Origin of the sequence: Bradyrhizobium sp. 41S5 (assembly GCF_011516665.3) — a bacterium.
In the GTDB taxonomy this organism is placed as follows: domain Bacteria; phylum Pseudomonadota; class Alphaproteobacteria; order Rhizobiales; family Xanthobacteraceae; genus Bradyrhizobium; species Bradyrhizobium quebecense.
In genome coordinates, this window is record NZ_CP083721.1 from 2,041,041 (window position 1) to 2,067,480 (window position 26,440).

Genomic DNA, 26,440 nt, shown 5'->3' on the forward strand with positions numbered 1-26,440 from the left:
GTCACACTCCCGTCGATGCGAGATGGACGGCATTCTCGATCCGCTGGTAGCAGCCGCAGCGGCAGATGTTGCCGGACATGGCTTCGCGGATCTGGTCGTGGTTGGGCTTCGGGTTCTGGTCCAGCAGCGCAGCCGCCTGCATGATCTGGCCGGCCTGGCAGTAGCCGCACTGCGGAACATTGACCTGGCGCCACGCCTTCTGCACCGGATGGTCGCCGGTCGGGTGCAGCCCCTCGATGGTGGTGACCTCGCGGCCGACGACGTCGGAGACCGAGGTGATGCAGGCGCGCACCGCCTCCTTGTCGACGATCACGGTGCAGGCGCCGCACAGCGCCTGGCCGCAGCCGAACTTGGTGCCCGTGAGCCCTGCTTCGTCACGGAGATACCAGAGCAGCGAAAGATTAGGGTCGCCGTCCCAATTCTGTTCCTGGCCGTTGATTTTTAGTTTGATCATGGTCTTTCCTCGCTCTGCTTAAGCTATTGACCGGTGCGGGCAGGGCGGAACGTCTTCCATGGCCTGCGGCCGCGTTGATGTTTGTTTTGCCAAGATATTCGTGAGCCAGTTGTCGTGCCGGCGCGCTTGCGCTTTGTTCCAAGCACTCCTCTCGCTTATCGAGCGCCTTGCCCGGCGCAGCATGGTGAAGAGCTGCGATGTTAGCAGAGGCAGGCCGCCGGGTGACTTCACAGCCAAGTGTTTTGCATTTCCGTTTGGCGAAAGCAGGGCCGTGCACGATACAGACATGACATCCGGAGGTGGCCACCATACGGGCGGCCCGGCCGCATCGCGTCCGTGCGGGTGCGGCGTGCTGAGGCCCCGCAGGGCGCAGGGAGCGTTCCGGGGCCGCTCCCCGCGCCGAAATCGCCGGCACGGCATGGTAAGCATGGATGACAAAATCCCCGCCGCAACGCACAAGCCATCTTGCGGCGGGGCGATTTCGAGGCTATTGCCTTCCCCCTCAACGCTCCCTTCGTCTAGCGGTTAGGACGCGGCCCTCTCAAGGCTGAAACAGGGGTTCGATTCCCCTAGGGAGCGCCAGTGATCTTCCATTCATTTTGATTTTCCTGCAGTTTTTGACAGTTTCCCCAACTGACCGAAGAGTTTTGGGGAATTCTGTTCGCCTTGTGATCTTCAAGCTTTGAGATTGCGCGACGGCCACCCCGGCGGCGGTCAGCCTCGCGCGTGTAGCGTTCAGCTTCGCGAGAGTCAGGTGGCCCAGTGCGGCCATGATGTCGTGAGCGGTCGCGCCAGCGTCTGCGAGGAGGCGGCCAAAGGTCTTGCGAAGGCCATGCGGTCGGCAATCGAGCGGCAGTCCGGCGTCCGTCATCGCATCGCGCATCCACCATCGACCGTAAACGGCTTGCCCCATTCGGTCGTCAAGATGCAGACGTGCTTGCGAGGGAGTGCGGCGAGGGCGGCGCAAAGGGACTGCGCTTTTTCCACTAGGACTGGAACACCGGTCTTGCGCCTCGTGTACTCGAAATCGTCAGCATCGGCCTGCACCCATGTCGTCAGGTGCGTGTCAATGCGTGCTAACGTTGAGCATCAGCTCGTAAGCCGCGCGTTGCTTTGTGCCAAACGCCCATCGGTCCTCGAAGGCCTTCATTTCGGCATCTGTCCGGGTTGTACAAGGTATCGACCTTGATGCGGTCCCGCCACCAGGGTGAGGAGGCGCAAGGCCTAACCAGCCGTACTCTCTTGTCGAGGCTTGTTCGGGTGCATTGACGCGACATCTCGCTGCCAGGGCCAGCGCCCCTCGATTTCGAGCGCCAGTGTCCAACTTAGGAAGGTGCGTACCAGGACCAGGCCGGCGAGGAGACCCAGGCTCGTAAAGGTAAGCTCTATGGCGATCGTTTTGACGATATCTGCTGCCACCAATACTTCGAGCCCGAGCAGAAGCGAACGTCCGATGCTGATCTTGTAGCCCTCGTAACGGGACGTGAGTCCGCGACGATAGACGTATCGGCTGGACCATATGATCCCCGCGACGATGATGAAGACTCCAAATATCTCGATGCCTATGCCGACCAAATGTATCCACTGGCTGGTGGTCATCTCGAAGGACGGCAAGGGAACGGAGCCGGAATTCATGCTTCAAGTGTCCCCTGCGTCGCAAAGCACAACGAGATCTGTCCGGTGAGCGACCAATTCGCGCACGGGACAGAAGGAACGGACCACGCCGGTCCATCGCGGACAGCTTTCCGTGCCGCAGCCGTACCCGATTGACCTATGTCAAGACTGGCGCCGAAAACTAGCAGTCAATGAATCGCCGCGAGGACGTGAAATGCAGCTCTGGCTCATACCCACGATCTATGCCGTTTTGAGCATCGCAGGCGGCTTCGTGGTGCCGCGCCTCGAGTCCAGATTTCTCGCTATCAGCCTTCACCTTTCGACGTCGTCTGCCCAGGCGTATCTGTCGGCGGTTGCTTCTGGAATGATGGCCTTGACCGGCATCGTTTTCTCGATCGCCTTTGTGCTCGTCCAATTCAACGCTATCGTCTATTCGCCTCGTCTCGTCGTCTGGTTCGCACGCGATCGGCTCCTGTTTCATTCATTGGGCATGTTCGTTGCGACGTTCATGTACAGCCTCGCGACGCTGGCCTGGGTCGATCGCGCGGACGCGCCAAGCGTTCCTTTGCTGTCCGCGGCCATCGTGGCCGCGATGCTGATGGCTAGCGTGCTAATGCTTTCGCGGCTGGTCGAGCGCTTGAACAATCTTCAGATTACGCGGGTGCTGCAGATTCTGGGAGATAAGGGCAGAGAAGTCATCATCAGCACCTATCAGGCCGCCCCATGGTTGACATCCGGCGAGACGATTCAAGCGCAGCAACCATCCAGAGGGACGGTGCTTACGGTCAAGCGTACCGGAAATCCGCGATCGGTTACGTCAATCGATATCGCTGGGTTGGTAGGCTATGCGCGTCGGATCGACGGAGTCGTCACGTTGGATTGCGCCGTCGGCGATACGTTGCTCCAGGATACAACCATCTTGCATGCTCACGGCAAGGTCGCCTTGGTCTCGGAAGAGCAGTGGAACGCATGCATTCATCTCGGCGACCAACGCACCTTCGAGCAGGATCCGAAGTACGCGTTACGCTTGCTGGTCGATATCGCCATTAAGGCCCTGTCTCCAGCAATCAATGATCCCACAACGGCGGTTCAGGCTATCGACCAGATCGAGGATCTGCTGCGGCGGCTGGCAAAATGCGATCTGGAGACCTGCAGCGCGCATGATCAGGAGGGTGTTCTGAGGGTGATCTACCGGATGCCAACCTGGGAAGATTACCTCGCACTCGCCTTCGATGAGATTCGGCAGTTCGGATCGACTTCTATTCAGGTCATGCGCCGCTTGCGCTCCGCTTTGTTGGAGCTTGCCGACTGTATCGGCAGTGAGCGCGCGGTTATAGTTCGCGCTTATCTCAGCCATCTCGATTCCAGCATCGAACGGTCGGGCTTCGATCTGCAGGATCGCGCCGCGGCCCGTATCGAAGACCGGCAGGGGCTAGGCTTGTCGCATCGGCACGAGGACGGCAAAGTCGATCAGTCCGCATTGATGGAATCGGCCGGACGGGCTGCATCGTGACCGCCGGGTCATCCGGATCGATGCGAGCAAGACTGCGGGCTCCGCGGGTCGCCGCCGTGGCCGGCATCCTGTTTTCGCTGCTGCTCCTTGCCGTATTCCTGTTGATGCGCGGCTCCGTGCCGGCCGATCCGCTCGAACCTGGAGCATGGCTCGAGGGTGGAACGGGGAATGTGGCACTGGCACTCAATCTGGTGCCCTTCGCCGGCGTCGCCTTTCTTTGGTTCGTCGGGTTTCTTCGCGATCGCCTCGGCGCGCAGGAAGATCAGTTCTTTGCGACGATCTTCTTCGGCAGTGCGGTCCTGCTGCTCGCTATGCTGTTCACCGCAGCGGCCGTCATCGGCGCGGTCATTCTTGCCTTTCACGCAGCACCCGAAACGCTGATCAATTCGGCGACCTTCCACTTTGGCCGCGGCTTGGCCTATGGAATGGTCAACGTCTATCTGGTCAAGACCGCTTCGGTTTTCATGATCACGACGTCGACGATTGCACTCTACACCGGCCTGACTCCTCGGTGGCTGGCGCATGGGGGTTATACAGTGGCGGCGATATTGCTGATCGGCAGTTATTTCATCGATTGGAGCCTTGTCGTATTCCCATTCTGGGTGCTCTTGGTGAGCGCGAATATCTGGTTGAACGGGACCACGGAGCTCAGCAAGCCCCCTGACGCGGGTCCGCCAGGTGCGGCTGGCACTTCAAGTTCACCGCCCGTCAGCGCTACGTGAGCTTCAGAACAAGATGGACCGTTTGTGGATCCCGGGTCGAGACGGGTTTAAAGCCGGACTTCCGGAAGACGTTCAGCATCGCCGCGTTTTCCGGCAGGACTTCCGCGGTCAGTTCCTTAAGCCCGGCATGACCCGCGAGCTTGATGAGATGGCGCATCAGCATCGAGCCGATCCCGCGCGCCTGCCAGGAATCGATCACCATAAAGGCCATCTCGGCCCGCCCGGTCGCGAAGACGATATATCGGCCGCCGCCGATGATGACCTTCCGGCCGGCTTGCTCGGCGAGCACTGCCAGCGCCACATGGTTGCTGAAGTCGATGTCCAGGAAGAACGCACGCTCCTTGTCGGAGAAATGGCGCTTCATCACGAAGAACCGGCGTTGCAGCGACTGAGCGCTGGTCTGCTCCAGCGCCGCCAGCATGTCGGCTTCATCATCCGGCCGGAGCGCTCGAATTTCGACCGGCCTACCGTCGCGCGAATGTTCGTGGGCGATGTAGTTGGCGAAATCCGACATTGAGAGGCTTTCTTGTCCGGTCCACGAATTAATCCGTCGGGCAGCCCGCGATCGCTTGATCTGGATCAAGACAGGTGCACGAAGGCGCCCGCTACGCTTGATCGTAGCACGCACAACTCGAGGATGGAGGCGCGGACGTGAAAGCACTTCGCCTGCTTCTCACCGGAGAGGACGTGGTCCAGCTTTTGATCCGGCTCGGACTGCTCGGCTTGTTGATCTTCTGGACATTCGTCCTGATGCGACCGTTTGTGCCAATCCTGGCATGGGCTTTCGTGCTCGCAGCTGCGCTCAATCCCGCTTTCGTGCTGCTTGCCAAAATCCTCGGCGGACGGCCGAAGCTTGCGGCGGCCGCGCTCACACTAATCAACCTTGCCATCGTCATCGGGCCGGCGGCTTGGCTCGGCCTGGGCGCGCTGGATGGACTCAAGGACCTCTCCGGCCAGTTGACCACGGGCGATTTGGTGCTCCCTTCGCCTCCCCAGGCCATCAAGAGTTGGCCGCTGATCGGATCGCAGCTCTATGAGCTATGGGACCAAGCTACAACCAATCTCCGCTCTGTTCTGCATCAAGTTGCGCCGCATCTGAAAACCGTCGCGGCCACTTTACTTGCCTTTGCGGGCGGTGCCGGCCTCGGCGCGATCAAGTTCCTGCTTTCCGTGGTTGTCGCGGGCGCCATCCTTCCGTTTGGATCGCAGCTTGTGGCGGCAGGGAGGGGTTTTCTGTCGCGGATCGTGCCGGACCAAAGCGAGCATTTTCTTGACTTGGCCGGTGCAACGATCCGTGCCGTGTCTCAAGGCGTGATCGGCGTCGCGATCATCCAGTCGCTGCTCGCCGGTGTCGGCTTCAAGCTGGCCGGCATCCCGAGCGCCGGCCTGTTGGCGCTGCTGGTTTTGCTGCTGTCTATCGTTCAGATCGGTGCAACGATCATCATCCTGCCCGTGATCATCTGGATCTGGATCGACAAGGACGTCACCACGGCGCTCCTGCTGACGTTGTTCCTTGGGGTCGTCGCCATTCTCGACAACATCCTGAAGCCGCTGCTGATGGGGCGCGGGCTGACGACGCCGACGCTGGTCATCCTGATCGGCGTGATTGGCGGCACGCTTGCGCACGGAATTGTCGGCCTCTTTATCGGGCCGATCATCCTGTCGGTGGCTTGGGAACTCGCCGTGGCTTGGATCCGATCGGATCGGGCCAGCTTGCAAGTAACCGGCGGGCGTTGACCTAAATCAACGTCCTGCAACGCAACTCACCTTGTATGAACCGAGATGCAAGTGAGGTCTGAAGATGTCGATGGAAACCCAAAATCTGCCGGGCGGCGCTATGTCGGGGCTTGTCGCCTCAGCCGTGGAATACATGGTCGATGCGGGGCAACGCAGCGTGCTGTTCATGGACATCATGCGCAGACGTGGCGATCAGTACCGTGAACACGTCGCCCAGACGGCGCCGCATGTCCTGCAATATGCCGCTGAATTGATCATCGACGGCCGTAAGCTGGACGAGCCGGTCAACTACGCGCTCGTCCGCATCATTCCACCCAAGGGAATCGATATTGATCCGGAGCGGCGGCCTTTCATCGTGGTCGATCCGCGCGCCGGGCACGGTCCCGGAATTGGCGGGTTCAAGGCCGATAGCGAGATCGGCGTTGCGATGAAGGCGGGGCATACCTGCTACTTCGTCGGGTTCCTGCCGGAACCGATGCCCGGGCAGACCATCGAGCGCATCGCGCGCGCCGAAGCGCGGTTCATCGAGAAGGTCATCAGCCTGCATCCCAAAGCTGACGGCAAACCCTGCGTGATAGGCAATTGCCAGGCAGGCTGGGCCGTCATGATCCTGGCGTCGCTACGGCCGGAATTGTTCGGGCCGTTGATCATCGCCGGCGCGCCGCTTTCCTATTGGGCGGGGGTGCACGGCAAATATCCAATGCGCTACTCGGGCGGCCTGTTGGGCGGAAGCTGGTTGACCGCGCTGACCAGCGATCTCGGAGCCGGCAAGTTCGACGGTGCCTGGCTGGTACAAAATTTCGAGAATCAGAATCCCTCGAACACGCTGTGGACCAAGCAGTACAACGTCTATTCAAAGGCCGACACCGAAGCCGATCGCTACCTCGAATTTGAGCGCTGGTGGGGCGGACACGTCAACCTGAATGCCGAGGAGATCCAGTTCATCGTCGATGAGCTCTTCATCGGCAACAACCTCGCCGCCGGCAAGATCGAGATGTCCGATGGCCAGAAGGTCGACTTGCGCAACATCAGGTCTCCGATCGTGGTGTTCTGCTCCAAGGGCGACAACGTCACCCCGCCGCAGCAGGCGCTGGATTGGATCCTCGATTGCTACGCCGACGTCGACGAAATCAGGGCCTACGGGCAGACGATCGTCTACACCGTTCACGAAAGCATCGGCCACCTTGGCATCTTTGTCTCCGGCGGTGTCGCGAAAAAGGAGCATGCGGAATTTTCCAGTAACATCGATCTGATCGATGTGCTGCCGCCGGGACTTTATGAGGCGACGTTCGAAGCCAAGGGCGAAGAAACCACAAGCTCCGATCTCGTCGTGGGCCAATGGGTGATGCGCTGCGAAGCACGGACACTCGACGACATTCGTGCCATGGGCGGCAACTCGCCCGAGGACGAAAGGCGCTTCGCCACCGCCAAGCGTGTCTCGGAGCTCAATCTCGCGGCCTACAAGAAATTCGTCCAGCCCTGGATCAAGAGCATGGTTACCCCGCAGATGGCGGAAACGATGCGCAATCTGCATCCGCTGCGGCTCCAGTATGAGGCGCTCAGTAGCCATAATCCGTGGATGACGGCAGTGAAGTCGGCCGCTGACGACATAGAAGAGAGCCGCAAGCCGGTTTCGAAGGACAATCCCTTCCTGGTATTTCAGGAGCAGATGTCCAAGCAGATCGTGCATATGCTGGATAGCTGGCGTGACTCGCAGGAGGCGCTGAGCGAGGCGATCTTCCTCAACGTCTATGGCTCGCCGGCGCTGCAGGCGGCTGTCGGCATCGATCCGAAGTCGGCGCCATCGCGCAATCGCGAAATGCCTGCCGAACACCGCGCAATGCTCGAGAAGCGGATCGCGGAACTGAAATCGAGGATCAGCGTGGGAGGCCTTCGCGAGGCTGGCATTCGCGGCCTGCTTTATGCCGGATCGGTGCGAGGGATGGTCGACGAGCGCAGCCTCGAGGCACTGCGCAACTTGCGCCGCCAGGATGCCGGTGCGCGGATGACGCTGGCCGAGTTCAAGATGCTGGTCCGGGAGCAGTTCTTCATGCTGCTGCTGGACCAGGAGGCTGCGTTGGCGGCAATTCCGAAATTGTTGCCCGAGAATGCCAATGAACGTCGCGCGGCCTTTGCGGCGATCCGGGAGGTGCTGTCAGCCAGCAGCGAAGTTTCGGGTGAAGTCGCCAATCGTCTCAATCGTGTTGGCGAGTTGTTCGGCGTCGATGCAGGGGTGGCGTCGAAAGTTGCCCCTTTCGATCCCAAGGCGAAAGCGTCGTAACACCGGTTGGAAGGGACGGCATCATGTCAGCCGACACGCAGTTACCCAGCAAGTACGACCGCCTGATCGCGGCGGCCAAGGCCGTGCCTGCGGTCCCGACCATTGTCGTGCACCCTTGCGATGAGACTTCGCTGCGTGGCGCCGTAGAGAGCGCGAGGGCCGGCATCATCCGACCGATTCTGGTCGGTCCCGAGAGGAAGATCAGGGACACCGCAAGCAAGCACGGTCTCGACATCTCCGGCTTCGAGATCGTCGATGCCGCACATAGCGAGGAAGCAGCCTCCAAGAGCGTCGAACTGATCCACGCTGCCAAGGGCGAAATGCTCATGAAGGGCAGCCTGCACACCGACGAACTTATGCGTGCTGTCACTGCGAAAGCGGGCGGCCTGCGCACCGATCGTCGCATCAGCCATGTGTTCGTGATGGACGTGCCGGCTTATGCCGAAACGCTGTTCGTGACGGACGCGGCGATCAACATCTTTCCGGACCTCGACGCCAAGCGCGACATCATCCAGAACGCCATTGATCTCTATAACGAGGCCGGATTCGGCAAAACGCCGCGCGTCGCGATCCTGTCTGCGGTCGAAACCGTGACCACCAAGATTCCGTCGACGATCGAGGCGGCGGCGCTCTGCAAGATGGCCGACCGCGGCCAGATCACCGGCGGTGTGCTCGACGGGCCATTGGCGTTCGACAATGCGATCGACCCGGAGGCCGCACGAATAAAGGGCATCAGGTCCGAGGTCGCTGGCCGGGCGCAGATCCTGCTCGTTCCCGATCTCGAGGCCGGCAATATGCTGGCCAAGAACCTCGCTTATTTCGCCAAGGCGGATAGTGCCGGTATCGTGCTCGGCGCCCGGGTTCCGGTCGTTTTGACGTCGCGCGCGGACTCGGCGCGCGCGCGAATGGCGTCTTGTGCGGTGGCGGCGCTCTACGCCAATGCGCGGCGCCGCCATGCTCCGACAGTAGCGGCGTGATCGGCATGGATACCATCCTCGTCGTCAACGCAGGCTCCTCAAGCGTAAAATTCCAGGTCTATTCAGTGGAGGGCGAGGGCAGACTGCGGCGGCAGATCAAGGGCCAGGTCGACGGAATTGGCAGCCGGCCGCGCTTGCGGGCGAGCGGTCCGAGCGGCGATCGTCTGGCCGACCGCGCCTATCCGATTGAAGCCATTCCGGATGTCCCGGCCGCAATGGGCATCGCCGGCGAATGGTTGCGGGACGAGCTTCGCATCCACCCCATCGCTGTCGGGCATCGCGTGGTGCATGGCGGTCCGGACTTCGACCGCCCGGTCTTGATTGACCACGGGGTGGTCGCCCGCCTGGAACGGTTCGTCAGCCTTGCGCCGCTGCATCAGCCGTACAATCTGGCGCCGATCCGTTCGATCCTCGCCGGCTTTCCGACATTGCCGCAGGTCGCCTGTTTCGACACCGCGTTTCACCGCACGCATAGCGCGGTCGCCGATCATTACGCGATCCCGCATCAGCTCCACGCCGAAGGCGTGCGGCGATACGGCTTTCACGGCCTGTCCTACGAATACATAGCAAGGACCTTGCCGCAGATCGCGCCGGATATCGCGAAGCGCGGAGTGATCGTCGCCCATCTCGGCAGCGGAGCCTCGATGTGTGCGCTGAAGGAAGGGCGGAGCGTCGAGAGCACCATGGGCTTCACCGCGCTGGATGGTCTGCCGATGGGGACGCGTCCCGGTCAGATCGATCCCGGCGTTGTGCTCTATCTTCTATCCGAGAAGGGAATGTCGACATCGGACGTGCAGAATTTCCTCTATAGGGATTGCGGATTGAAGGGGCTCTCCGGCATCAGCAACGATATGCGGGAGCTTGAGGCCAACGAAGATGCCAACGCCAGATTGGCGATCGACTATTTCGTCTATCGGATCGGACTCAATGCCGGCATGCTTGCAGCCGCGTTGCAGGGGCCGGACGCCTTCGTCTTCACGGCCGGTATTGGCGAGAACTCCGCAACCATCCGCGCACGCGTGGGAGAACAGCTGGGATGGCTCGGTGTCACGCTGGATCCTGCCGAGAATTCCCGCCACGCGTCCCTCATATCGGGCCCTGACAGCCTCATTCCGGTCTATGTCGTGCCGACCGACGAGGAATTGATGATCGCACAGCACACGCTGTCGCTCCTGATCAACAGGCCATCGCCGAACCCCAAACAAGCGAGGGTGTCATGATCCCAGTATTTCCGGATACCAAGGTTGCCCTGAAAGGCAAGAAAGGTCTCATCGTCGGCATCGCCAACGATCAATCCATCGCCTGGGGCTGTGCCAGGGCATTTCGAGCGCTCGGGGCGGAGCTCGCGGTCACCTATCTGAACGAACGTGCCAGGAAGCACGTCGAACCGCTGGCGCAGGCGCTGGAGGCGCCGATCTTCATGCCGCTTGACGTGATGGTGGAGGGGCAGACCGAGGCGGTGTTCGAGCGGATCGGAAAGGAATGGGGACAGCTCGATTTCATGCTGCACTCGATCGCCTTCTCGCCAAAGGAAGCGCTGCACGGACGCGTGGTCGATGTCGGCCGCGACGGATTCCTGAAGACGATGGATGTCTCGTGCTGGTCGTTCATGCGAATGGCGCATCTGGCCGAACCGCTGATGAAGAACGGCGGCACGATGTTCACCATGACCTATTACGGCAGCCAGATGGTGGTCGAGAACTATAATGTGATGGGCGTGGCGAAGGCGGCGCTTGAGGCTGCCGTCCGTTACATTGCTGCCGAACTGGGGCCGAAGGGCATCCGCGTGCACGCAATCTCGCCGGGGCCGCTCGCCACGCGGGCTGCGTCGGGCATCCCGGAATTCGACGAGCTGATGGACAAGGCGCAATCGAAGGCGCCGAGCCGCAGCCTCGTCAGCATCGACGATGTCGGCAACGCCACGGCATTTCTTGCGCTCGACGGCGCCAAGCTGATTACCGGCGGAGTGCTTTATATCGATGGCGGCTACCACATCATAGACTGACCGTGAGCGTGAGCGGCGCGCACCGCTCAGCGATAGTGCAGGGCGATCAGCTCGGCGACGCAAGCGGGCTTCTTGCCGCCTTCGATCTCGATGACGAGATGATAGTTGACCCGCAGGCCGTCGGGCGGCACGTCCTCCGCCTCCGCGACGGTGACGCGGCCGCGCAGCCTGGAGCCCGCCGGCACGGGGGCCAGATACCTGATCCTGTCCGCGCCGTAATTGAGGGTGTTGCGCAGTCCCTTCAGGCCCAGTACCGACCGGATGAACATCGGCGCGAGCGCGAGCGACAGCAGGCCGTGCGCGATCGTGGTGCCGCCGGGCAACTCTTTCTTCGCGCGTTCCTGGTCGACATGGATCCATTGCTCGTCGCAGGTCGCCTCCGCAAAGCGGTTGATGCGATCCTGGGTCACCTCGACCCAGTCGCTGGCCCCGATCTCGGTACCGACCGCCGATTTGATCTCGTTGAAGTTGCTGAATATCCGCATGTTCATTCCTGCTCAGATCTTCATTTCGGGAACAATGTCGGGAATCACGAGCTCGGCGTCCGTCACCGCCACGACTTCGCCGACGGTGATACCGGGAGCGGTTTCCAGCAGGGTGGCCTTGCCGTCGGGGAAGCCGATCACCGCGAGATCGGTCACCACCAGGCTGACCGCCCGCGCCGAGGTCAAGGGCAGGTTGCATTGCGTGACGATCTTCGATTTGCCCTTGGCTGCGTGCTGCATGGCGACGATGACACGCTTGGCTCCGGTCACGAGATCCATCGCGCCGCCCATCCCCGGCACCATCTTGCCGGGGATCATCCAATTGGCGAGATGTCCGTGCGCGTCGACTTGCAGACCGCCAAGCACGGTGACGTCGACATGGCCGCCGCGGATCAAGGAGAACGACATTGCGCTGTCGAAGGTCGAGGCGCCGGGCAGGGCGCTGATCGGCCGGCCGCCGGCGTCCGTCAGCAACGGATGCGCCAATCCCTGCTCGGGGATCGGCCCGGTGCCGATCAATCCGTTCTCCGACTGAAAGAACACGTTCAAGCCCGGTGGAACGTAGTTTGCGACCAGCGTTGGAATCCCGATCCCCAGATTGACAAGGTCACCGGAATGGAGCTCGTGCGCCACGCGCCGGGCGATGATCTCCTGTGCGTCCATGTTTCACCCGTTCGGGTTCGTGATGAGATAGTCGACCAGCGGGGCCGGCGTTACGACATGGTCAGGGGCGATCACCCCGACGGGCACAATGTGCTCCGCCGTCACGATTACGGTATCGGCCGCCATTGCCATCACCGGATTGAAATTGCGCGCAGTCAGCGCGTAGGAGAGGTTGCCGAGATAGTCGGCGAGGAAGGCGTGCACCAGGGCGAATTGCGCCCGCAGTGCGGTCTCGAGCAGGTACGGCTTGCCGTCGACCTCGATCTGGCGCTTGCCCTCCGCGACCAACGTGCCGACGCCGGTCGGCGTCAGGACGCCGCCGAGACCGCATCCACCGGCGCGAATGCGCTCGACGAACGTTCCTTGCGGAATGAGATCGACGGCGACCTGGTTGGCGAGCATTTGCTGCTGTGCCTTCGGATTGAGCCCGATATGGGTCGCGATGAGACGCGACACGAGCGCAGCATCGAATAGTTTGCCGACGCCTTTTCCGGGGACCGTCGCGTCGTTGCTGACGATGGTGAGTCCGCTCTTTTGCTGCCGCACCACCTCATCAAGCAGGCGCTCCGGCGTTCCAACACCCATGAAGCCGCCGACCATGACGGTGGCGCCGGCCGGGATCATCGCGACGGCTTCTTCGACGGAAACGGCCCTCATGACTGTAACTCCGGTCTGCAGGCGATCAAAGAAGGACGACAGGGCATGGATGTTGGCGCGCGATCGCTAGGCTCCGTTGATCTGCGTCAAGGCTTCTCATCATTCGCGGACAATGACGCCGACGCCTTCAAGTGCTTCGCGCCAGAGCTTGCGCACTTCGGCGTGACGTCTTTCAAGAGCCGCGTTGACGGCCGCGCGAAATGGCAGGAGTGCCGAACCCTTGAGGAACAGGATTTGCGCCTGCAGGAGCCGGCCGCTTTCGAATTCGATGCGGCGCAGCGCCATCATGAAGGGGTCGCTGGCATTGGCTTCCAGCGGGAGCAAGGCGGCCGGCCGTATGCCGGCATGAACGGCATGTGCAAGCGTTGCGAGATCGAGCGCCAGCGCCAGCGGACGATCCGGAATCTCTTCGGGCGGCCGGGGGAACCATGCCGTCTCCCACGACATCGCCATATAGCCCAGCGCGACATCCGGCACCCAAGAGGTCGCGCGCAGCAGCAGAGAAACGATCTCCGCCTCGTGGTAGAACTGCGCGTTCAATTCGGTCTGCCAGGCGGATTCCAGCTTCGGGGGCAACGCAAATGCGAACTGGCGTGCCAGTGCGCCATGGGCGGAGGTCAGGAACGCGGCAGCGCGCGTCTGCTGACGCGGCGGCACGCGGCCTTCGGAGTCGAGCGGCCCGAAAAATGCGCTCATTGGGTCGTTCCCTGCACCGGGATCGCGCGTAGATGATCATAGCCGGCCGGAAATGGAACGAGTTCGCCGCCGGCGTCATCCGGAGCGATCCAGACGGCCTTGTTGCCGTGCCAACGACCGGCCAGCACATCCTCCGCGAAACGTGCGAGCAGGTCCGCGGTCAGCGCCGGCTTTTCCAGCGTGAAGGCGTGATAGGCTCTCGGGATGATCACCAGCGAACTGTCGGGGATATGGACGCGCAGCGTCTCGTGCAGTGCGCGCGGCGTCAGGAAGTCGAATTCGCCGTTCAGGATCATGGTCGGTACGCTGATCGACGGCAGCTGCGCTGTCAGCGGCTGGAAATCGAGGAAGGACTCCATCAGGTTTTGCAGGGCGTAGACGTCGTTGACCAGCCAGCCCTGCCGCTTCACGCTGTCCAGCTTGTCCAGCACCGGCTTCAACCATTGATCGGACACGTTCATCGGCAGCAGCAAGTCCTGTAGATAGCCCGTGCCGCCGAGGATCAACCCGGTGCGCAGCGCATTGCCGAGCAGGAGGAGCTGCGGCGGAAGTTCCGCGAAGCAGCTCATCGGCACCAGTCCCGCGAGCCGCTCGCCATGCGCGACGGCATAGCGCAGCGCGATCAGGCCCCCGAAGCTGATACCGCTGAGGAAAACAGGGACCTCGCCGAGCTCGCCGACCAGAAGATGAAGCGCTGCGACCTGGTCGTCCTGATTGATGAAGAGGGCGGGCTTGTCGGACTCACCCTGGCCCAACAGGTCGAATGTCGCGACGCGAAAGTGACGCGTGACGAGGGCGTCGCGATAGGCCGCCCACAGCTCGGCATATTGCGTCAGTCCGTTGACCAGCACAAAGGCGGGGGCATCCGTCGGCCCCTCGAGCTCATAGCGTATGCGATATGAGCCGTGACTGAGAAAGGGCATTGCGGCGGTCCGCACCAGAGGAATGACAATAAATACTCGTCCATGAAAGCGGTAATCCCTTGAGCTATATCAACGGTCGACCGAGACGCCGTACCTAGCCTCCCTCCAAAGCTGCCAGGAGGAATCGGCCATGACCGCAAGAAATTTTGCAAGGCATTGCTTCGTCGGCGTGCTCCTGTTGCTGATCGGCACCGCCCTTGCAGTTGCGCAGCCCTTTACCCGCCGCTCATCGCAGATGCAGCATGATGAGCTCAAGAAGACGATCGAGATTGCCAACTTCCGCCTCGGCGGCAAATACGATCTGAGCGATCCCTCGAAATGGGAGAATGGCGGCGAGGGCGGCGTCACGCTGGAATCACTCGGCGCCGGAAAACTGCACAGCGCCTACATCGCGATCGGTACGCCACGCCGCAACGCTGCCGGCGAGATCACCAATGCCGTGATCATCAATTCCTATTATTCCGGCGATTCCACCGACATGTACGAGCAGTGGGTCAAGGGCGCTGCCCTGTCGGGCGGTGTGCCGATCATCGGCCCGGGTCGGCCGATCGATACCGATCGCTACTACGTCGTCATGGTCGATCCGCTCGGCACCTGGGGCGCGAGCAAGCCGTCCGACGGCCTCGGCATCAAGTTTCCGCAGTACAGCTACTACGACATGGTGCAGGCGAATTACCGCATGCTGCGCGATGGCTTGAAGATCGCGCACGCCGCGCTCATCACCGGTGTCTCGATGGGCGGTACGCAGACCTATGTCTGGGGCGTCATGCATCCGGACTTCATGGGTGGGCTGATGCCGATCGGCGGCACCACGCAATCGGACGCCGAAGATCCGGTCGGCAACTGGACGTTCCAATTGATGACCGCTGCCATCGAGGCCGATCCGGTATGGCAGGCCACCAAGGGCGACTACTACAAGCTGCCCAAAGAGAAGCATCCGATGCTCGGCGTGGCATTCGGCTGGTCGGTGCTCGGCCTGACCGGCTATGATTTCGGCTTCCGAACGACGCAGAGCTTTTCGGCAGTACAGCCGGAAGTGTTTTATTGGGACCCACCGAACGAGAAGGCGGGCAGCAGCGTGATCACGCGCGCCAAGCTGTATGACGCCGTTGATCTCGTTTGGCGCAACCGCGTTGGTGAGGCGCACAACGTCAATCCATATCTCGGCCGTATCCAGGCCCGTACCCTGGTGATGCACATCACCAACGATCAGTGGCTGAACTACAAGCTGGCCGAACGCGCCGTCGATCGGGTTCCCGGTGCACAGATCATCGGCGAGGAAAGCCCAGTTGCCCATTACGGCGTATTCCCGATCATCAACCACCGGAAGAACGACCCGAAATTCGTCGCCTTCATGGATGACGTGGCGAGCCTGGACCGGGCGCAGAAATACGTCGACAAGAACTATCGCGTGCCCGGCGTTGCCGAGAACATCGACCCGACCAAGTCGTTCTGGAAGAATTATGTGACCTATCCCTATCCGGTCAAATACGCGACCGCGAAGGACAAACGTGGCACGTCCTGGCAAATCGGCTACATGGACGAGTACGCCGGCACCGACAAGGACCCGAAAGTGCTTGTCATCATCCACGGCAAGGGCGCGTTCGCCGGGCATTACGGCAACGTCATGCAGTATGCTTTGCGCAGCGGGTTGCGCGTCATCGCGCCCGATCTGCCGCATTACGGCATGTCCGGGCCCGGCAATCTCGACAAGAGCCCGGCACGTACCATGCAAGACATGCGCGAGGTTATCTATGACCTCGTGGTCAACCAGCTCGGCGTCAAGAAGGCGTATTATCTTGGCCACTCGCTCGGCGGTCAGTTCGTGATGGGCTACGCGTTGACGTGGCCGGACGCGGTGCAGGCTCTCGCGCTCGAGGCGCCGTCCGGTCTGGAGGAATATCCGCGCGACATCACCATCGCAAAGGACAAGAAAGCGCGGCTGTTCGATGAGGCCTTCGGCCGCGACTTCGACAAGTGGAAGCAGACCTGGGACCAGACCGGCATTTTAGCCGCAGAAATGGGACGCTCCGAACAGAACATCCGCGACTTCTTCTATTTCAAGAAGCGCGATCCGGACGCCAACGCCGTGTCGGCTGCAAAGAGCGGCTATTTCTTCAGTGACAGCGAATATGCCCGCTTCCACACCGAGCAGCGCGTCGGGCTGACCAAGGGCAATCCGAAGGAGCTGGAGCAGTGGTGCAACGTCTTCATCTTCGACGTCTATACGATCGGGGCGGAGCTGCAGCAGGATAATCCCAAGAACCTGTACCAACGGCTTACCCAGATCAAGGCGCCGATCTTCCTGTCGTTCGGCGACAAGGAGCCGTTCATCCCGACGCCTGCGTTCAACGGGCTGACGGACCTCGGACGCGACGTCATTACGCCGTTCATGTCGCGCATGACCAACGCCGGCAACCGGCCGATCCTGAAGATCTACCCGGACACGGGGCATTTCATCCACACGGACAATCCGGTGGAATTCCCGGCCGACGTCGTGGACTTCGTGGCGAAGGGAACGGTCGATACCAGTTCGCCGCTCGGCACCGAGCGCATGATCAAGGGTGCGGCGGTATCGGCGTTGCCTGTGGCGCCGACGCCGGCCGGTGCGGCGCCGACGGCCGGCCTGAACAAGTAGGCCGGGTCATGTCAACGGTGCAGGCGGGTGATGTTCGGTTGGGTTGGCGGGAGTGGGGCAAAGGCGACACTACCGTCGTCTTCATCCACGGCAATCTCGCCAGCAAGGATTGGATCGAGCTCGCCGCGCCGCTATTTCCCATCGGCCTGCGGGTGATCGGGATCGATTGGCGCGGCTGCGGCGACAGCGATCGGCCGCAGCCCGCGGCCGACTATTCCAACTATTCCATGCAACAGCACGCAGAGGACATGCTGGCGGCGCTGGATGGGTTGGGTATCAAGTTCTGCCATCTCGCAACCCATTCGACCGGCGGCATCATTGCAGCGCGGATGCTGTTGATGCAGCCGCATCGGTTCGGTCGGGTGTTCGCGCTTGATCCGGTGACCCCGCTCGGCATGGCCTTCAATGCGGACCAGATCGGCCTTTTCCGGGCGATGATGGCAAGCAAGGAGTTGACGCGGACGGTGATGGCCACCGCGGCGTCCTCGCTGTTCGTGCCGGACAGCATGGCGCCGAATGCGATCCCGCGATTCCGCGACGGGCTCGGGGATATCCAGGCGCTGTTCGACCGGATCATCGAACAGACCTTCGGCGTCTCCGAAGGAATCTGGATCGGAACGCCGGTCAATCTCACCCGTGAGCGGGAGAGTGGCGAACTGGAACGCCGCATGCGGGACATCCGCCATCCACACCTGGTGCTGTGGGGTGAGCGGGACGGCTGGATTCCGCCGTCGGATCTTCGTGCAATGGCCGAGGCGATGCCGGATTGTCGGCTCGTCATCGTACCCGGTATCGGGCACTCAATGAATCTCGAGCTGCCGGCCCTCTACGCCGGCTATTTCGGCGCCTGGTTCGGGGGACTTGCCGCGTAACTGCAAACGAGCAAAGGAGCATTGTCATGCCAGAGATCAATCCATCCGCCGACAAGATGCGCGCGATGCTGACCGAAACACTCGACCGCCTGCGAAAGGCCAATGAGGAGTATTTTGCGCTGCTGGAGAAGGGCTTGAGTTCCTCGCCGCTGCCCATCGCCGACCAGGCCAAGCAGTTCTGCCACTTCATGCAGCGCAACGTTACCGCGACGTTCGACCTCGGCGACAAGCTCGTTCAGGCCAAGGACATGCAGGACGCGCTCAAGACGCAGTCGGAGTTCTTCCAGGACCAGATGCGAGCACTGACCGACCAGGCCAAGAACATGGGCGAGACGGCCATGAAGGCCGCAAGCGGAATGTTCGGCCACAAGGGCTGAAGCTTTAGAGACGGGTGGAGTTGGAATCGTCCCGGTGGCCTGGCGCCGCGTCGGTGCTCGGTCAGATCGTGAGAACGGTGACGTAGGAGAATTTCATGGCAGAAACGACGAAACTCTCGGTCGAGAAGGCGCTCGAAAAGCTGCGCGGTGGCGATCGGCTGAAATCGAGGGATCAGCAGCTCGATGTAAAGACCGAGGCCCTGAATGAAGAGGTCAGGCGGATGCGAGCGCAGAGATTGCGCCTTGACCAAGGCAAGCCTAAACGCGGCTGAGGCTTGACTGGTCCATATGACGCTTCAATTCCTTGTCGGCGCCGTCGTCAGCGGGATCAACATCATGATCCATGCGATGGTAACTGTCGGCGCCATCGGCATCGCCCGGTGGGCCGGGCTACGCCATACGGCGTGGCCGAGATTGCATCTGATGGCCGTTATGGTCGCGACTGCGACTGCCTTGATGATAGCGCACACGCTGGAGATCTTGGTCTGGTCGCTGGCATATCGCATTTTCAAGGTGGCACCCGCCGGCAGCGATCTGATCTATTTTGCCTTCGTCAATTACACCACGCTTGGCTATGGCGACATCACGCCGGTCGAGGCGTGGCGCCTGACCGGGCCGATGACGGCCATGAACGGTATCCTGATGTTCGGCTGGTCAACCGCCGTCCTGTTCGAAGTGTTGCGCAAGACGCTCGAGCATTTGGCGGCGATCGCCGCGCCGGACTTCAGCTCTGAAGATCGAGCCTAGTAGAGCGATGGGATCAGGTTGAATCGTCATCGCGCTTTAGCTCTTTGTTTGAGCATGATCTTCTCGGAAAACCGCTTCACACTTCTCCGGATCATGCTCTGGCCGCAGCCAGTTGGCGGTAGTCGAAAATGGCATCGATGGCCGATATGGGTTCTTCTACCTCAGTTCGCCCGGCATATCGTTGGTGCAACAAAAGCCCCGGCAGAATTCTGTCGGGGCTTTCTGAATTGGTTCTCGACAATCAATATCGGGCGACGACGGGACCGCCGAACCGATAATTGAGATGGATGGTCAACAAGTCGACGTCCTGGCTGATTCGATTCTGGGCGCCGGCCACAATCGGATTTGCGACCGAGAAGGAATTGTTTGCGTCACCCATAAACAGCCGATCGTACTCAATGCCGACTGACCAGTTCGGCGTGAAGCCATAGTCAAAGCCAACGCCGAGTGCGCCGCCCCAGCGAGTGGCAGTCGCAGATGCGACCCCGACTCCGCCAAGCGTGGTCCACACGTCGTACCGGTTGCTGGTCACGGCAGCGCCGCCCTTCAAATAGAGCAGAGCCGCATTCCAGGCATAGCCAATCTGACCGGTGAAGAGCCCGTAGGCGTCCATCTTTGTCGTTGTTGAAAGGGCCGGGTTGATCAGGCTCAGGCGAGAGCTTTTCAGATCGGCCCAATCGCCTTGTCCTTCAAGACCGAAAACGGCCTGACCCATCTGCCAACGGTAGCCGACTTGACCGCCGAAAACTCCTCCCGATCGTGTGCTGCATCCGTCGGGAATGACGCCCCCGGCCACGGGAACGAAGCCCCAGCAATTGCGGCTCTCGCCCCACCCGCCATTCGCACCGATATAGAAGCCGGTCCAGTCGTACACGGGGCTCAACATGGGCGGTGGCGCCTTGACCGGGCGCGCTGAAAGATCGGCAGCCGAAGCATGGCCGATCAGGCCCAGGGACACGGCGAGGGCTACTATTGTTGGAATTCCCTTCATCTCATTGCTCCATCAATCGCAATTACGTTGATCTATTCCGAGAGCCTAGTTCGCGAGCAACAAGAGCCATGTGTCAGAATGGCAACACTCAATCAAAAGCTGCGCATTGCAAATATGAATGTGGCACCATCCGGTCATGAAGGGTTTTGCTTCCCGAGGCATTGCTGCTCAGTCCGTACGCTTGCCGGACGTTTGCGGTGCCTCGCTCTCTCCGTTGCAACTCCAGCTGAAGATGCTCTCGGGGGAGATAAGTTGTTTGGGGGAGTGAGGATTGATCGTGCCGGCGAATACAAGGCGGCCTTCGGCGATTATGCTGCGGGCGAAGCTCCGGGCATCGGCTTCGTTCCGAAAGGTTCTCGTCTCTCGAGGGCTTCGCTTTTTGGGTAAAGTACCGACCTTGCGGACTTCGAAGGTTACGTACCATCGTGGCGGCGATCTCACATCAGGTGATCCCGAACGAGGCGATGCGGAAGCGAAGATCTCGCATCGATCGGGCCATCAGCCTTCAGCTTTGAAGATCGAGGTGAGCAAGCTGCACCCGGTCCAGCAGAACGATCTCGCGCTGGGTGCTGCCGATGAATCCGAGAATGCCGAGCTCATGCAGCCGAGATAGCGCGCGAGACACGGTCTCCAGTGTAAGGCCGAGATAGTCGGCGATATCGCGTCGCGACATCGGTAGCGCCATGATGCCGGCCGCTGTCAGCCGCTTGTCCATCTCGATCAGGAAGGCGGCAACCCGCTCCAGGGATGTCTTGCGTCCCAGCAGCAGCATATGGTCTTCCGCGTGCTGCAAACTGGTCGTAGTCATGCTGAGCAAATTCCTCGCGACCATTAAGTCGTGATCGGCAACCATTTCAAGGCTTTGTCGCCTGATCAGACGAACCGTGGTCTCGATGATTGCTTCCGCCGTGAACCGATGCGTAGCGCTGTTCTCCAGCCCGAAGATATCGCCGGCGAGATGAAACGCACCGATCTGTCGTCGTCCGTCCGTGAGCAGCTTGTAGCTTCGAACTGCACCAGTCTTGACCTGATAGACGTACTCGGCGGACTCCTTCTCGCCGTAGATTTCAGTGCCTCTCTTGTAGGTAAACTCGCTCAAGCTGACGATCGGATTTGAATCGCTGGTCATTCCAAATTCGCCAAGGGAATTGGCGCGCCCTGTCGGGCCTGTCGCGATGCGCACTAACATGACCGAACTCCTGAACTTCGCAGAATTCCTTCCAGATGCACCGTGAACGCGCCGCGCTTTTCTCTCCAGCGCTAGTTGATCTGCGGCGTCCGACAGCGCCGGTCTCGATCGTCAATCGATCAATTCGATTTCATTTGACTTCAGCCACACCGCCTGGCGGCTGAAATACGCTAGTTTGCGATCCGAGTTTATTCTACTGATCCAAGTGGTGGGGCATCGGCTGCGTTGGCTTATAGCTCTAGTTAATAAACTGTCGAGTGGACGCGTATTGATGAAAATCAAATGAGAACTACGTCTGGCAGCGCGTTCACAACCCCGCCATAATTGTTCGCCTCGGCATAAGATGTGTCAAGCAGATTGGTTGAGGCAGTCGCCTATGCAGTTCGTGCCAGACCGGTTCTCTCCGTACTCGTACGTGCCGGTTTGGAAAGGAGTGCCAATGACTCTAACTCAATATAGGTGAATAGTGCTGTCGGTAACTGAGAGGCTCGAGCTCCAGTTTTCAATCGACTCCTGAACGCAACAGGTATCCACTAGCTTCATCACCGCTCCGATCTCGGCATTCACCGGTGACAGAGAGCGTTGCGCTCCCGCCTGACAAAACGAGGGCACAATACGTGTCCGAAATTCAACCAGACCGGAATGAGTCCGACAACGTGCGGTGCCGGTTCTCCATGACGGCAGCAGGCGCGCGTTCGAGCTATGAGTTCTGCGTGTTCGAGTTTCCGGCGTGCAAGGGATGCCCAAGGGCGATTCATGTCGTCGGTGCAGTCGGAAGCTCGGATGACCCCATGAAGTCGACGGCCTGGAGCAACTGGATTGCGAGCGTCGCTCGTCCGAAAGGCAGCTGTGCGTAATCAGGGAGATTCGCTGATGGAGAAGTTCATTCACGAACAGAATCCTGCGCTGTTCGGGAAGCGCTTCGCAGAGGTGAAGACAGACGATGAGCGAGAGTTGCTTATGAGGTTGTTGGCGGTTGAGAATGCGAAAGCGCCGCCGCAACAAGATTGAGCCCTCAGGCCAAGAGGACCCGCAGCAAGCGTTCCGTCGTTGAGATGTGAGATCCGGACATTCCGGCTTGGGTGCACCGCGGGAGGATTCACCCGAGCCATGCCAAAAGCCGCAACCAAGCGGGGAAACTAAAGGCAGAACGCCGCGTTGTTCTCCGGCTAGGGCCGCAGCGTCTCAACGCCACCGACGGCAGACGTTTCCAACGCCCCACACCGCACACCTGCGGACCTGGCGTTTGGTGGTCCTGGCTACGCAGACATCGCCAACTCGCGTTCGACCGGCTCCGCATCCGAAGGCGACCATTGTGGTCATGCCGTCGGGCTGATGAAGCGGCGCGGGTGACATGGCCTACGCCGACGTTGCGACGGTCAAGGCAAAGGCAGCAACTGCGATCATCCTGATCATTGGAATCTCCCGTATCTTCACGTCGAGATTTGACGATGCTTTGTCTTGGTTGGCATACGTTGACCCATATCAAGCTACGGTCGCCCTCCGAGAATCAATTGAGTTCAACCAGAGGAGACATGAAGCCAGTTATTCATCGATGTCCTGCTCAAGCGTCGGCGCCGGCGCACTCCGGTGAACATCGGCGAACTGTGCAAGCGGCAGTACGGTCTTGAGCGACAGAAGACTAGAGTCGACAACGACCAGTTCGAGGGTGTGTCCTGCCTCCAATTCCTTGATGAGCCTCGGATCGGCGACGTCGGCCGCGATGCAGGCATTGGCGAGACACCAACTGTATGGGATCGAATGAGGCGGACCCTGGTCGACCTTGAGCTTGGCCGGGATCTGGAGATACATCCCGACTGGAACGAACAGTTGAAGTCGCGCGGTGCGGTCGCCTTCGCGCTCGACCAGATCGACGCGGACTGCCGTCTGTCCGGTTTCGAATGTTCCAGTGATCGTCGTTCTGCAAAGCGTCTTTGCGCCACCTGCCTTGAAGCAGAGCTTTCGCCAATCTCCGTACTTTATGTCCTTTGTCGTGCGCTCCCCGCGGGGCGAAACTTCGGCAGCGATCGGTTTCGACGTCACGGACGATTTGTCCCGCGCCTCGGATGGATCAGTGCCGGAGGCACCAAGAACGACAGCCAGCAGGAGTGATGCGAGAGCAGGCTTTGCGATACTGCGTTGTAGCCGGTCTTGCTTACGTGGATCGTGTGGCACGATTGCACCTCCAAGGGTCGGCGTTTGCCGTTATCGCTGCTCATCGAGAAATTTGGTCACCAGTGGCGACCAGATCGGAATCGCATCGGGTGAACCGATGAAGAAGTGTCCGTCGTGGCCGAACGGAGGCAGCAGATGGTATTCGGCCTTGCCGCCCGCGGCGGTGAAGGCCTCGTGCATGCGCTGGGTCAGGGCTGGGCCGAAGAACGTGTCGTTCTCGACATAGATCCACAGCATCGGCACCCGCGAGGTGCGGCCGAACTCGCCGGCTGCCTGGACCAGCTTGTCGGGCGCGCAATTGTTGTTCGGCTTGCCGCCGACACGGCCGCCGCGGCCGGCGGCAAAGGTGATGATCGCCTTGACTTGTGGCGGGTTCAGGCTCGACAGCCCGATCGAAGCCCAGCCGCCGGCGGATTGTCCGACCACAATGACATCCCTGGGCACGATACGCTTCTCGGCCGCCATGTAATCGATGATCCAGAGGTCAGCCTGGGCGACCGCCATGGCGGGATCGCGAAAATTCGGGTTGGTGCACTTGCCGACCTTGGAAAAGAATGGGCCGTAGACCCCGCGTTCAGGCAGATCGATGGCAGCAGCTCCATATCCCGAGCCGACGGGCGCGACCACGAGATAGCCGCGTCTGGCGAACCATTTGGCCGCATCGCGGAATTCAACCAGCGGAAAGAAGCTGCGCTCGGTCGGATTGAGCGAGACACCATGGTTCATGATAGCGAGCGGAAACGGCCCGTCGCCGACCGGGCGGACCACATAGGCGAACATCGGCAATTGCAGCGGCAGAGCCCAGATTTCCTCCTGAATGCGGGGCGAGGCCGCCTTGTCCTCGGCGTGCGTCGGTGCGATCAAACAAGCGAGGCAGAGGAGGGCGGTCACAAGCGAGCCGAACAGTGCGGCAGGTTGCCGAGGCATCGAAACCTCCTTCAGCCGGTGTATGTCAGAGCCACGATGATCGGGCCCAGCACGGTCAGCACGACATTGCCGACGGCGTATGGCACGGCGACGCCGAGCACCGGCGTCTGGCTTTCGGCAACGTCGCAACATCCGGTCACGGCGGCATCGACCGTCATCGCGCCAGCCAGCGCGCCGCAGGTAATGACCGGATTCATGCGAAGGACGTGATAGGCAAACAAGGTCGCGACGATCAGTGGCACCAGCGTGACGACAAGGCCCATGCCGACCAGCAGAACGCCATGCGCCTGGATAGCCACCCAGGCGGCGTGGCCGTTGCCTAGCCCTATAGCTGCGATGAAGCCGCCGAGGCCCAAGTCGCTCAGGGTCTGCTGCGCAGCGGGCGGCAGCGCGCCCATTGTCGGCCGGCGTGAGCGCAGCCAGCCGCAGACGAGACCCGCAATCAATGCGCCGCCGCCGCCACCGAGCGACAGCGCGATGCCGCCAACCCTGAAGCCGACGAGACCCGCGAGCAGGCCCGCGGCGATGCCGGTCGCAAGGAAGGCGATGTCGGTTCGGTCGCCGGAACGCAGGATTTGGCCGACTTGCGCGGCGGCGCGCTCGATGTTGCGGGTGCTGCCGACCAACGTCATGACGTCGCCGACGTAGAGCCTGGTATCCGGGCTCAAGGGGACCTCATGGCCCATCCGCGTCAGCGTGCGCAAGAAGACGCCGCGTGCATTGTCGCCGACGCGATCGGCGACCTCCTGGAGGGACCGGCCATGGAGCTTGCGGCTGTCCACCAGAACGTCGATCACGTTCCCGGGTATCGCCTTCAGAATCTCGTCGGCATCGATTTCGGTGCCGATGACGGGTCTGGCGGCAACAATGGCGGCCGTTCGTCCGGCAATCACGATATCGTCGCCGGCCTCGAGAACAGTGTCCGGATGCGGTTCGATATCCGCGTTTTCGCGCACGATCCGCTCGATCACAGTGCGGCTGCCGATCTCGTCTTCGATAGCCCTGACGGTTCGGCCGGCTGCCGCCGCAACGCGATAGGCGCGGGCCTGGAACTTGCGATAATGCAGGTTCTCGGCCTTCGGAGGCTTGCCGCCCGAAAGCTCGATCTCGAGCTTCTTCGCTTCTTCCTTGAGGTTGATCCCCATCAGCTTCGGCGCGAATAGCGGGACGTAGATGAGTGTAAGGATGTAGCCGAGCACATAGGTGACAGCGTAACCCGCTGCGATATTCGCTTCCTGCTGTTCCAGCGCAGCTTTTGGGAGCCCGAGCTGGCTCAGCGCGCCGGATGCGGTCCCGATCACGGAGGATTGCGTCAAGGCACCGGCTGCGAGACCCGATGCCGTGCCGGGATCGAGCCCGAAGGCAAAAGCAAAAATGAGCACGATGGCGAGACCGGTGCCGCCGAGCACGAGGGCCAATGCAACCTGTGCGAGCGTCTGTACGCTCAAGGAGGCAAAGAACTCCGGCCCTGAGCGGTAGCCGATGGTGAATACGAACAGGCTGAAGAGAACAACCCTCAGCACGGAAGGAAACGTAAAGCTGCCGAGCTGTCCGATGAGGACTGCCACGATCAGCGTGCACGCCGTCGTGCCGAAAGAAAATCCAAGTAGCTTAACGCGGCCGAGAATGGTGCCGAGCGCGATCGCTAACAGTAGAAAGATTTCGGGAGCGGTGGCGATGATCCACCTGACCGTATCCATAGCCGTACGTCCCCAGTGTCATTGATTGAGCTCAATTGAGCTCTCCAACCCGGGTGAAGGCTTGATCCAAATCAATCCTCTCACGCGCCGAGGCGTC

26 protein-coding genes and 1 tRNA gene are annotated in these 26,440 nt (G+C 61.0%); 14 read left to right on the forward strand and 13 right to left on the reverse strand.

Annotated elements, in window-relative coordinates:
• Position 1 precedes the first annotated feature (1 nt).
• Entirely contained in the window at positions 2–454 is a 453-nt protein-coding gene (locus HAP47_RS09660; RefSeq protein WP_173638451.1) for a (2Fe-2S)-binding protein, read from the reverse strand.
• Between the two features lie 507 nt (positions 455–961).
• Here HAP47_RS09660 and HAP47_RS09665 point away from each other — a divergent pair.
• Positions 962–1,036, forward strand: a tRNA-Glu gene (locus HAP47_RS09665).
• Between the two features lie 642 nt (positions 1,037–1,678).
• On the opposite strand, the gene HAP47_RS09670 is transcribed toward HAP47_RS09665, so the two are convergent.
• On the reverse strand, positions 1,679–2,089 hold the full coding sequence (locus HAP47_RS09670) for a DUF1622 domain-containing protein (protein ID WP_210285240.1): 411 nt from the start codon (positions 2,087–2,089) through the stop codon (positions 1,679–1,681).
• A gap of 193 nt (positions 2,090–2,282) precedes the next feature.
• Here HAP47_RS09670 and HAP47_RS09675 point away from each other — a divergent pair, with 193 nt between their 5' ends.
• Positions 2,283–3,581 (forward strand): DUF2254 domain-containing protein, encoded by a 1,299-nt coding sequence (locus HAP47_RS09675; protein WP_173638450.1) that lies wholly within the window; start codon positions 2,283–2,285, stop codon positions 3,579–3,581.
• Between the two features lie 56 nt (positions 3,582–3,637).
• Positions 3,638–4,303, forward strand: a complete 666-nt coding sequence (locus HAP47_RS09680; RefSeq protein ID WP_210285239.1) for a hypothetical protein — start codon at positions 3,638–3,640, stop codon at positions 4,301–4,303.
• Here the strand turns inward: HAP47_RS09680 and HAP47_RS09685 are convergent.
• The gene (locus HAP47_RS09685; protein ID WP_173638449.1) at positions 4,296–4,817 is read right to left on the reverse strand and encodes a GNAT family N-acetyltransferase; all 522 of its coding nucleotides are present in this window, start codon (positions 4,815–4,817) and stop codon (positions 4,296–4,298) included. The two genes, HAP47_RS09680 and HAP47_RS09685, sit on opposite strands and share 8 nt — an antisense overlap.
• Before the next feature lie 137 nt (positions 4,818–4,954).
• On the opposite strand from HAP47_RS09685, the gene HAP47_RS09690 reads away from it, so the two are divergent.
• From HAP47_RS09690 to fabI, 5 genes are all read left to right on the forward strand, one after another.
• A complete protein-coding gene (locus tag HAP47_RS09690) occupies positions 4,955–6,040 on the forward strand; it encodes an AI-2E family transporter (protein ID WP_173638448.1) in 1,086 nt (361 codons plus the stop codon).
• Between the two features lie 64 nt (positions 6,041–6,104).
• Entirely contained in the window at positions 6,105–8,321 is a 2,217-nt protein-coding gene (locus HAP47_RS09695) for a DUF3141 domain-containing protein (protein ID WP_173638447.1), read from the forward strand.
• A 23-nt stretch (positions 8,322–8,344) separates the two neighbouring features.
• The gene (locus tag HAP47_RS09700; RefSeq protein WP_173638446.1) at positions 8,345–9,298 is read left to right on the forward strand and encodes a phosphate acetyltransferase; all 954 of its coding nucleotides are present in this window, start codon (positions 8,345–8,347) and stop codon (positions 9,296–9,298) included.
• A gap of 5 nt (positions 9,299–9,303) precedes the next feature.
• Complete coding sequence (locus tag HAP47_RS09705; protein ID WP_173638445.1) at positions 9,304–10,518, forward strand: acetate/propionate family kinase; 1,215 nt, start codon at positions 9,304–9,306, stop codon at positions 10,516–10,518.
• Positions 10,515–11,303 (forward strand): enoyl-ACP reductase FabI, encoded by a 789-nt coding sequence (gene fabI, locus HAP47_RS09710; protein WP_173638444.1) that lies wholly within the window; start codon positions 10,515–10,517, stop codon positions 11,301–11,303. The genes HAP47_RS09705 and fabI overlap by 4 nt, the downstream gene beginning before the upstream one ends.
• A 26-nt stretch (positions 11,304–11,329) precedes the next feature.
• On the opposite strand, the gene HAP47_RS09715 is transcribed toward fabI, so the two are convergent.
• The 5 genes from HAP47_RS09715 to HAP47_RS09735 all read right to left on the reverse strand — a co-directional run bounded on the left by HAP47_RS09715 (position 11,330) and on the right by HAP47_RS09735 (position 14,727).
• Positions 11,330–11,788, reverse strand: a complete 459-nt coding sequence (locus HAP47_RS09715) for a MaoC family dehydratase (RefSeq protein ID WP_173638443.1) — start codon at positions 11,786–11,788, stop codon at positions 11,330–11,332.
• A gap of 12 nt (positions 11,789–11,800) precedes the next feature.
• Positions 11,801–12,451 carry a 3-oxoacid CoA-transferase subunit B gene (locus HAP47_RS09720; protein ID WP_173638442.1) on the reverse strand — a complete coding sequence of 217 codons (651 nt, stop codon included), beginning with the start codon at positions 12,449–12,451 and terminating at the stop codon, positions 11,801–11,803.
• A 3-nt stretch (positions 12,452–12,454) separates the two neighbouring features.
• Positions 12,455–13,108 carry a CoA transferase subunit A gene (locus HAP47_RS09725; protein ID WP_173638441.1) on the reverse strand — a complete coding sequence of 218 codons (654 nt, stop codon included), beginning with the start codon at positions 13,106–13,108 and terminating at the stop codon, positions 12,455–12,457.
• Positions 13,109–13,207: 99 nt separating this feature from the next.
• A complete protein-coding gene (locus tag HAP47_RS09730) occupies positions 13,208–13,804 on the reverse strand; it encodes a hypothetical protein (RefSeq protein WP_173638440.1) in 597 nt (198 codons plus the stop codon).
• Positions 13,801–14,727, reverse strand: coding sequence for an alpha/beta fold hydrolase (locus tag HAP47_RS09735; RefSeq protein ID WP_173638439.1), 927 nt, complete (start codon positions 14,725–14,727; stop codon positions 13,801–13,803). The genes HAP47_RS09730 and HAP47_RS09735 overlap by 4 nt, the downstream gene beginning before the upstream one ends.
• Before the next feature lie 130 nt (positions 14,728–14,857).
• On the opposite strand from HAP47_RS09735, the gene HAP47_RS09740 reads away from it, so the two are divergent.
• The 5 genes from HAP47_RS09740 to HAP47_RS09760 all read left to right on the forward strand — a co-directional run bounded on the left by HAP47_RS09740 (position 14,858) and on the right by HAP47_RS09760 (position 19,361).
• Positions 14,858–17,365 carry an alpha/beta hydrolase gene (locus HAP47_RS09740; RefSeq protein WP_173638438.1) on the forward strand — a complete coding sequence of 836 codons (2,508 nt, stop codon included), beginning with the start codon at positions 14,858–14,860 and terminating at the stop codon, positions 17,363–17,365.
• An 8-nt stretch (positions 17,366–17,373) separates the two neighbouring features.
• Positions 17,374–18,237 (forward strand): alpha/beta fold hydrolase, encoded by an 864-nt coding sequence (locus HAP47_RS09745; protein ID WP_173638437.1) that lies wholly within the window; start codon positions 17,374–17,376, stop codon positions 18,235–18,237.
• Between the two features lie 26 nt (positions 18,238–18,263).
• Entirely contained in the window at positions 18,264–18,614 is a 351-nt protein-coding gene (locus HAP47_RS09750; protein ID WP_173638436.1) for a phasin, read from the forward strand.
• A 95-nt stretch (positions 18,615–18,709) separates the two neighbouring features.
• Complete coding sequence (locus tag HAP47_RS09755) at positions 18,710–18,886, forward strand: hypothetical protein (protein ID WP_173638435.1); 177 nt, start codon at positions 18,710–18,712, stop codon at positions 18,884–18,886.
• Between the two features lie 16 nt (positions 18,887–18,902).
• Positions 18,903–19,361, forward strand: a complete 459-nt coding sequence (locus HAP47_RS09760) for a potassium channel family protein (RefSeq protein WP_173638434.1) — start codon at positions 18,903–18,905, stop codon at positions 19,359–19,361.
• A gap of 241 nt (positions 19,362–19,602) precedes the next feature.
• Here HAP47_RS09760 and HAP47_RS09765 read toward each other — a convergent pair whose 3' ends face one another.
• Together HAP47_RS09765 and HAP47_RS09770 are read right to left on the reverse strand one after the other, a co-directional pair.
• On the reverse strand, positions 19,603–20,352 hold the full coding sequence (locus tag HAP47_RS09765) for an outer membrane protein (protein WP_173638433.1): 750 nt from the start codon (positions 20,350–20,352) through the stop codon (positions 19,603–19,605).
• A 505-nt stretch (positions 20,353–20,857) separates the two neighbouring features.
• On the reverse strand, positions 20,858–21,541 hold the full coding sequence (locus HAP47_RS09770; protein WP_173638432.1) for a helix-turn-helix domain-containing protein: 684 nt from the start codon (positions 21,539–21,541) through the stop codon (positions 20,858–20,860).
• Positions 21,542–22,414: 873 nt separating this feature from the next.
• Here HAP47_RS09770 and HAP47_RS09775 point away from each other — a divergent pair.
• On the forward strand, positions 22,415–22,552 hold the full coding sequence (locus HAP47_RS09775; RefSeq protein ID WP_173638431.1) for a hypothetical protein: 138 nt from the start codon (positions 22,415–22,417) through the stop codon (positions 22,550–22,552).
• Positions 22,553–23,086: 534 nt separating this feature from the next.
• Here HAP47_RS09775 and HAP47_RS09780 read toward each other — a convergent pair.
• The 3 genes from HAP47_RS09780 to HAP47_RS09790 are packed head-to-tail and all read right to left on the reverse strand — an operon-like array spanning position 23,087 to position 26,343.
• On the reverse strand, positions 23,087–23,716 hold the full coding sequence (locus HAP47_RS09780) for an invasion associated locus B family protein (RefSeq protein ID WP_231168823.1): 630 nt from the start codon (positions 23,714–23,716) through the stop codon (positions 23,087–23,089).
• Between the two features lie 30 nt (positions 23,717–23,746).
• Positions 23,747–24,643, reverse strand: coding sequence for an alpha/beta hydrolase family protein (locus tag HAP47_RS09785; protein WP_173638430.1), 897 nt, complete (start codon positions 24,641–24,643; stop codon positions 23,747–23,749).
• Positions 24,644–24,654: 11 nt separating this feature from the next.
• Complete coding sequence (locus tag HAP47_RS09790; protein WP_173638429.1) at positions 24,655–26,343, reverse strand: aspartate:alanine exchanger family transporter; 1,689 nt, start codon at positions 26,341–26,343, stop codon at positions 24,655–24,657.
• Between the last annotated feature and the right edge of the window lie 97 nt (positions 26,344–26,440).

Coding starts and splice junctions, on each gene's coding strand:
- HAP47_RS09660 (WP_173638451.1), bottom strand. CDS start 454: ATGATCAAACTAAAAATCAACGGCCAGGAACAGAATTGGGACGGCGAC.
- HAP47_RS09670 (WP_210285240.1), bottom strand. CDS start 2,089: ATGAATTCCGGCTCCGTTCCCTTGCCGTCCTTCGAGATGACCACCAGC.
- HAP47_RS09675 (WP_173638450.1), top strand. CDS start 2,283: ATGCAGCTCTGGCTCATACCCACGATCTATGCCGTTTTGAGCATCGCA.
- HAP47_RS09685 (WP_173638449.1), bottom strand. CDS start 4,817: ATGTCGGATTTCGCCAACTACATCGCCCACGAACATTCGCGCGACGGT.
- HAP47_RS09695 (WP_173638447.1), top strand. CDS start 6,105: ATGTCGATGGAAACCCAAAATCTGCCGGGCGGCGCTATGTCGGGGCTT.
- HAP47_RS09700 (WP_173638446.1), top strand. CDS start 8,345: ATGTCAGCCGACACGCAGTTACCCAGCAAGTACGACCGCCTGATCGCG.
- HAP47_RS09705 (WP_173638445.1), top strand. CDS start 9,304: ATGGATACCATCCTCGTCGTCAACGCAGGCTCCTCAAGCGTAAAATTC.
- fabI (WP_173638444.1), top strand. CDS start 10,515: ATGATCCCAGTATTTCCGGATACCAAGGTTGCCCTGAAAGGCAAGAAA.
- HAP47_RS09715 (WP_173638443.1), bottom strand. CDS start 11,788: ATGCGGATATTCAGCAACTTCAACGAGATCAAATCGGCGGTCGGTACC.
- HAP47_RS09720 (WP_173638442.1), bottom strand. CDS start 12,451: ATGGACGCACAGGAGATCATCGCCCGGCGCGTGGCGCACGAGCTCCAT.
- HAP47_RS09725 (WP_173638441.1), bottom strand. CDS start 13,108: ATGAGGGCCGTTTCCGTCGAAGAAGCCGTCGCGATGATCCCGGCCGGC.
- HAP47_RS09730 (WP_173638440.1), bottom strand. CDS start 13,804: ATGAGCGCATTTTTCGGGCCGCTCGACTCCGAAGGCCGCGTGCCGCCG.
- HAP47_RS09735 (WP_173638439.1), bottom strand. CDS start 14,727: ATGCCCTTTCTCAGTCACGGCTCATATCGCATACGCTATGAGCTCGAG.
- HAP47_RS09740 (WP_173638438.1), top strand. CDS start 14,858: ATGACCGCAAGAAATTTTGCAAGGCATTGCTTCGTCGGCGTGCTCCTG.
- HAP47_RS09745 (WP_173638437.1), top strand. CDS start 17,374: ATGTCAACGGTGCAGGCGGGTGATGTTCGGTTGGGTTGGCGGGAGTGG.
- HAP47_RS09750 (WP_173638436.1), top strand. CDS start 18,264: ATGCCAGAGATCAATCCATCCGCCGACAAGATGCGCGCGATGCTGACC.
- HAP47_RS09755 (WP_173638435.1), top strand. CDS start 18,710: ATGGCAGAAACGACGAAACTCTCGGTCGAGAAGGCGCTCGAAAAGCTG.
- HAP47_RS09760 (WP_173638434.1), top strand. CDS start 18,903: ATGACGCTTCAATTCCTTGTCGGCGCCGTCGTCAGCGGGATCAACATC.
- HAP47_RS09765 (WP_173638433.1), bottom strand. CDS start 20,352: ATGAAGGGAATTCCAACAATAGTAGCCCTCGCCGTGTCCCTGGGCCTG.
- HAP47_RS09770 (WP_173638432.1), bottom strand. CDS start 21,541: ATGTTAGTGCGCATCGCGACAGGCCCGACAGGGCGCGCCAATTCCCTT.
- HAP47_RS09775 (WP_173638431.1), top strand. CDS start 22,415: ATGGAGAAGTTCATTCACGAACAGAATCCTGCGCTGTTCGGGAAGCGC.
- HAP47_RS09785 (WP_173638430.1), bottom strand. CDS start 24,643: ATGCCTCGGCAACCTGCCGCACTGTTCGGCTCGCTTGTGACCGCCCTC.
- HAP47_RS09790 (WP_173638429.1), bottom strand. CDS start 26,343: ATGGATACGGTCAGGTGGATCATCGCCACCGCTCCCGAAATCTTTCTA.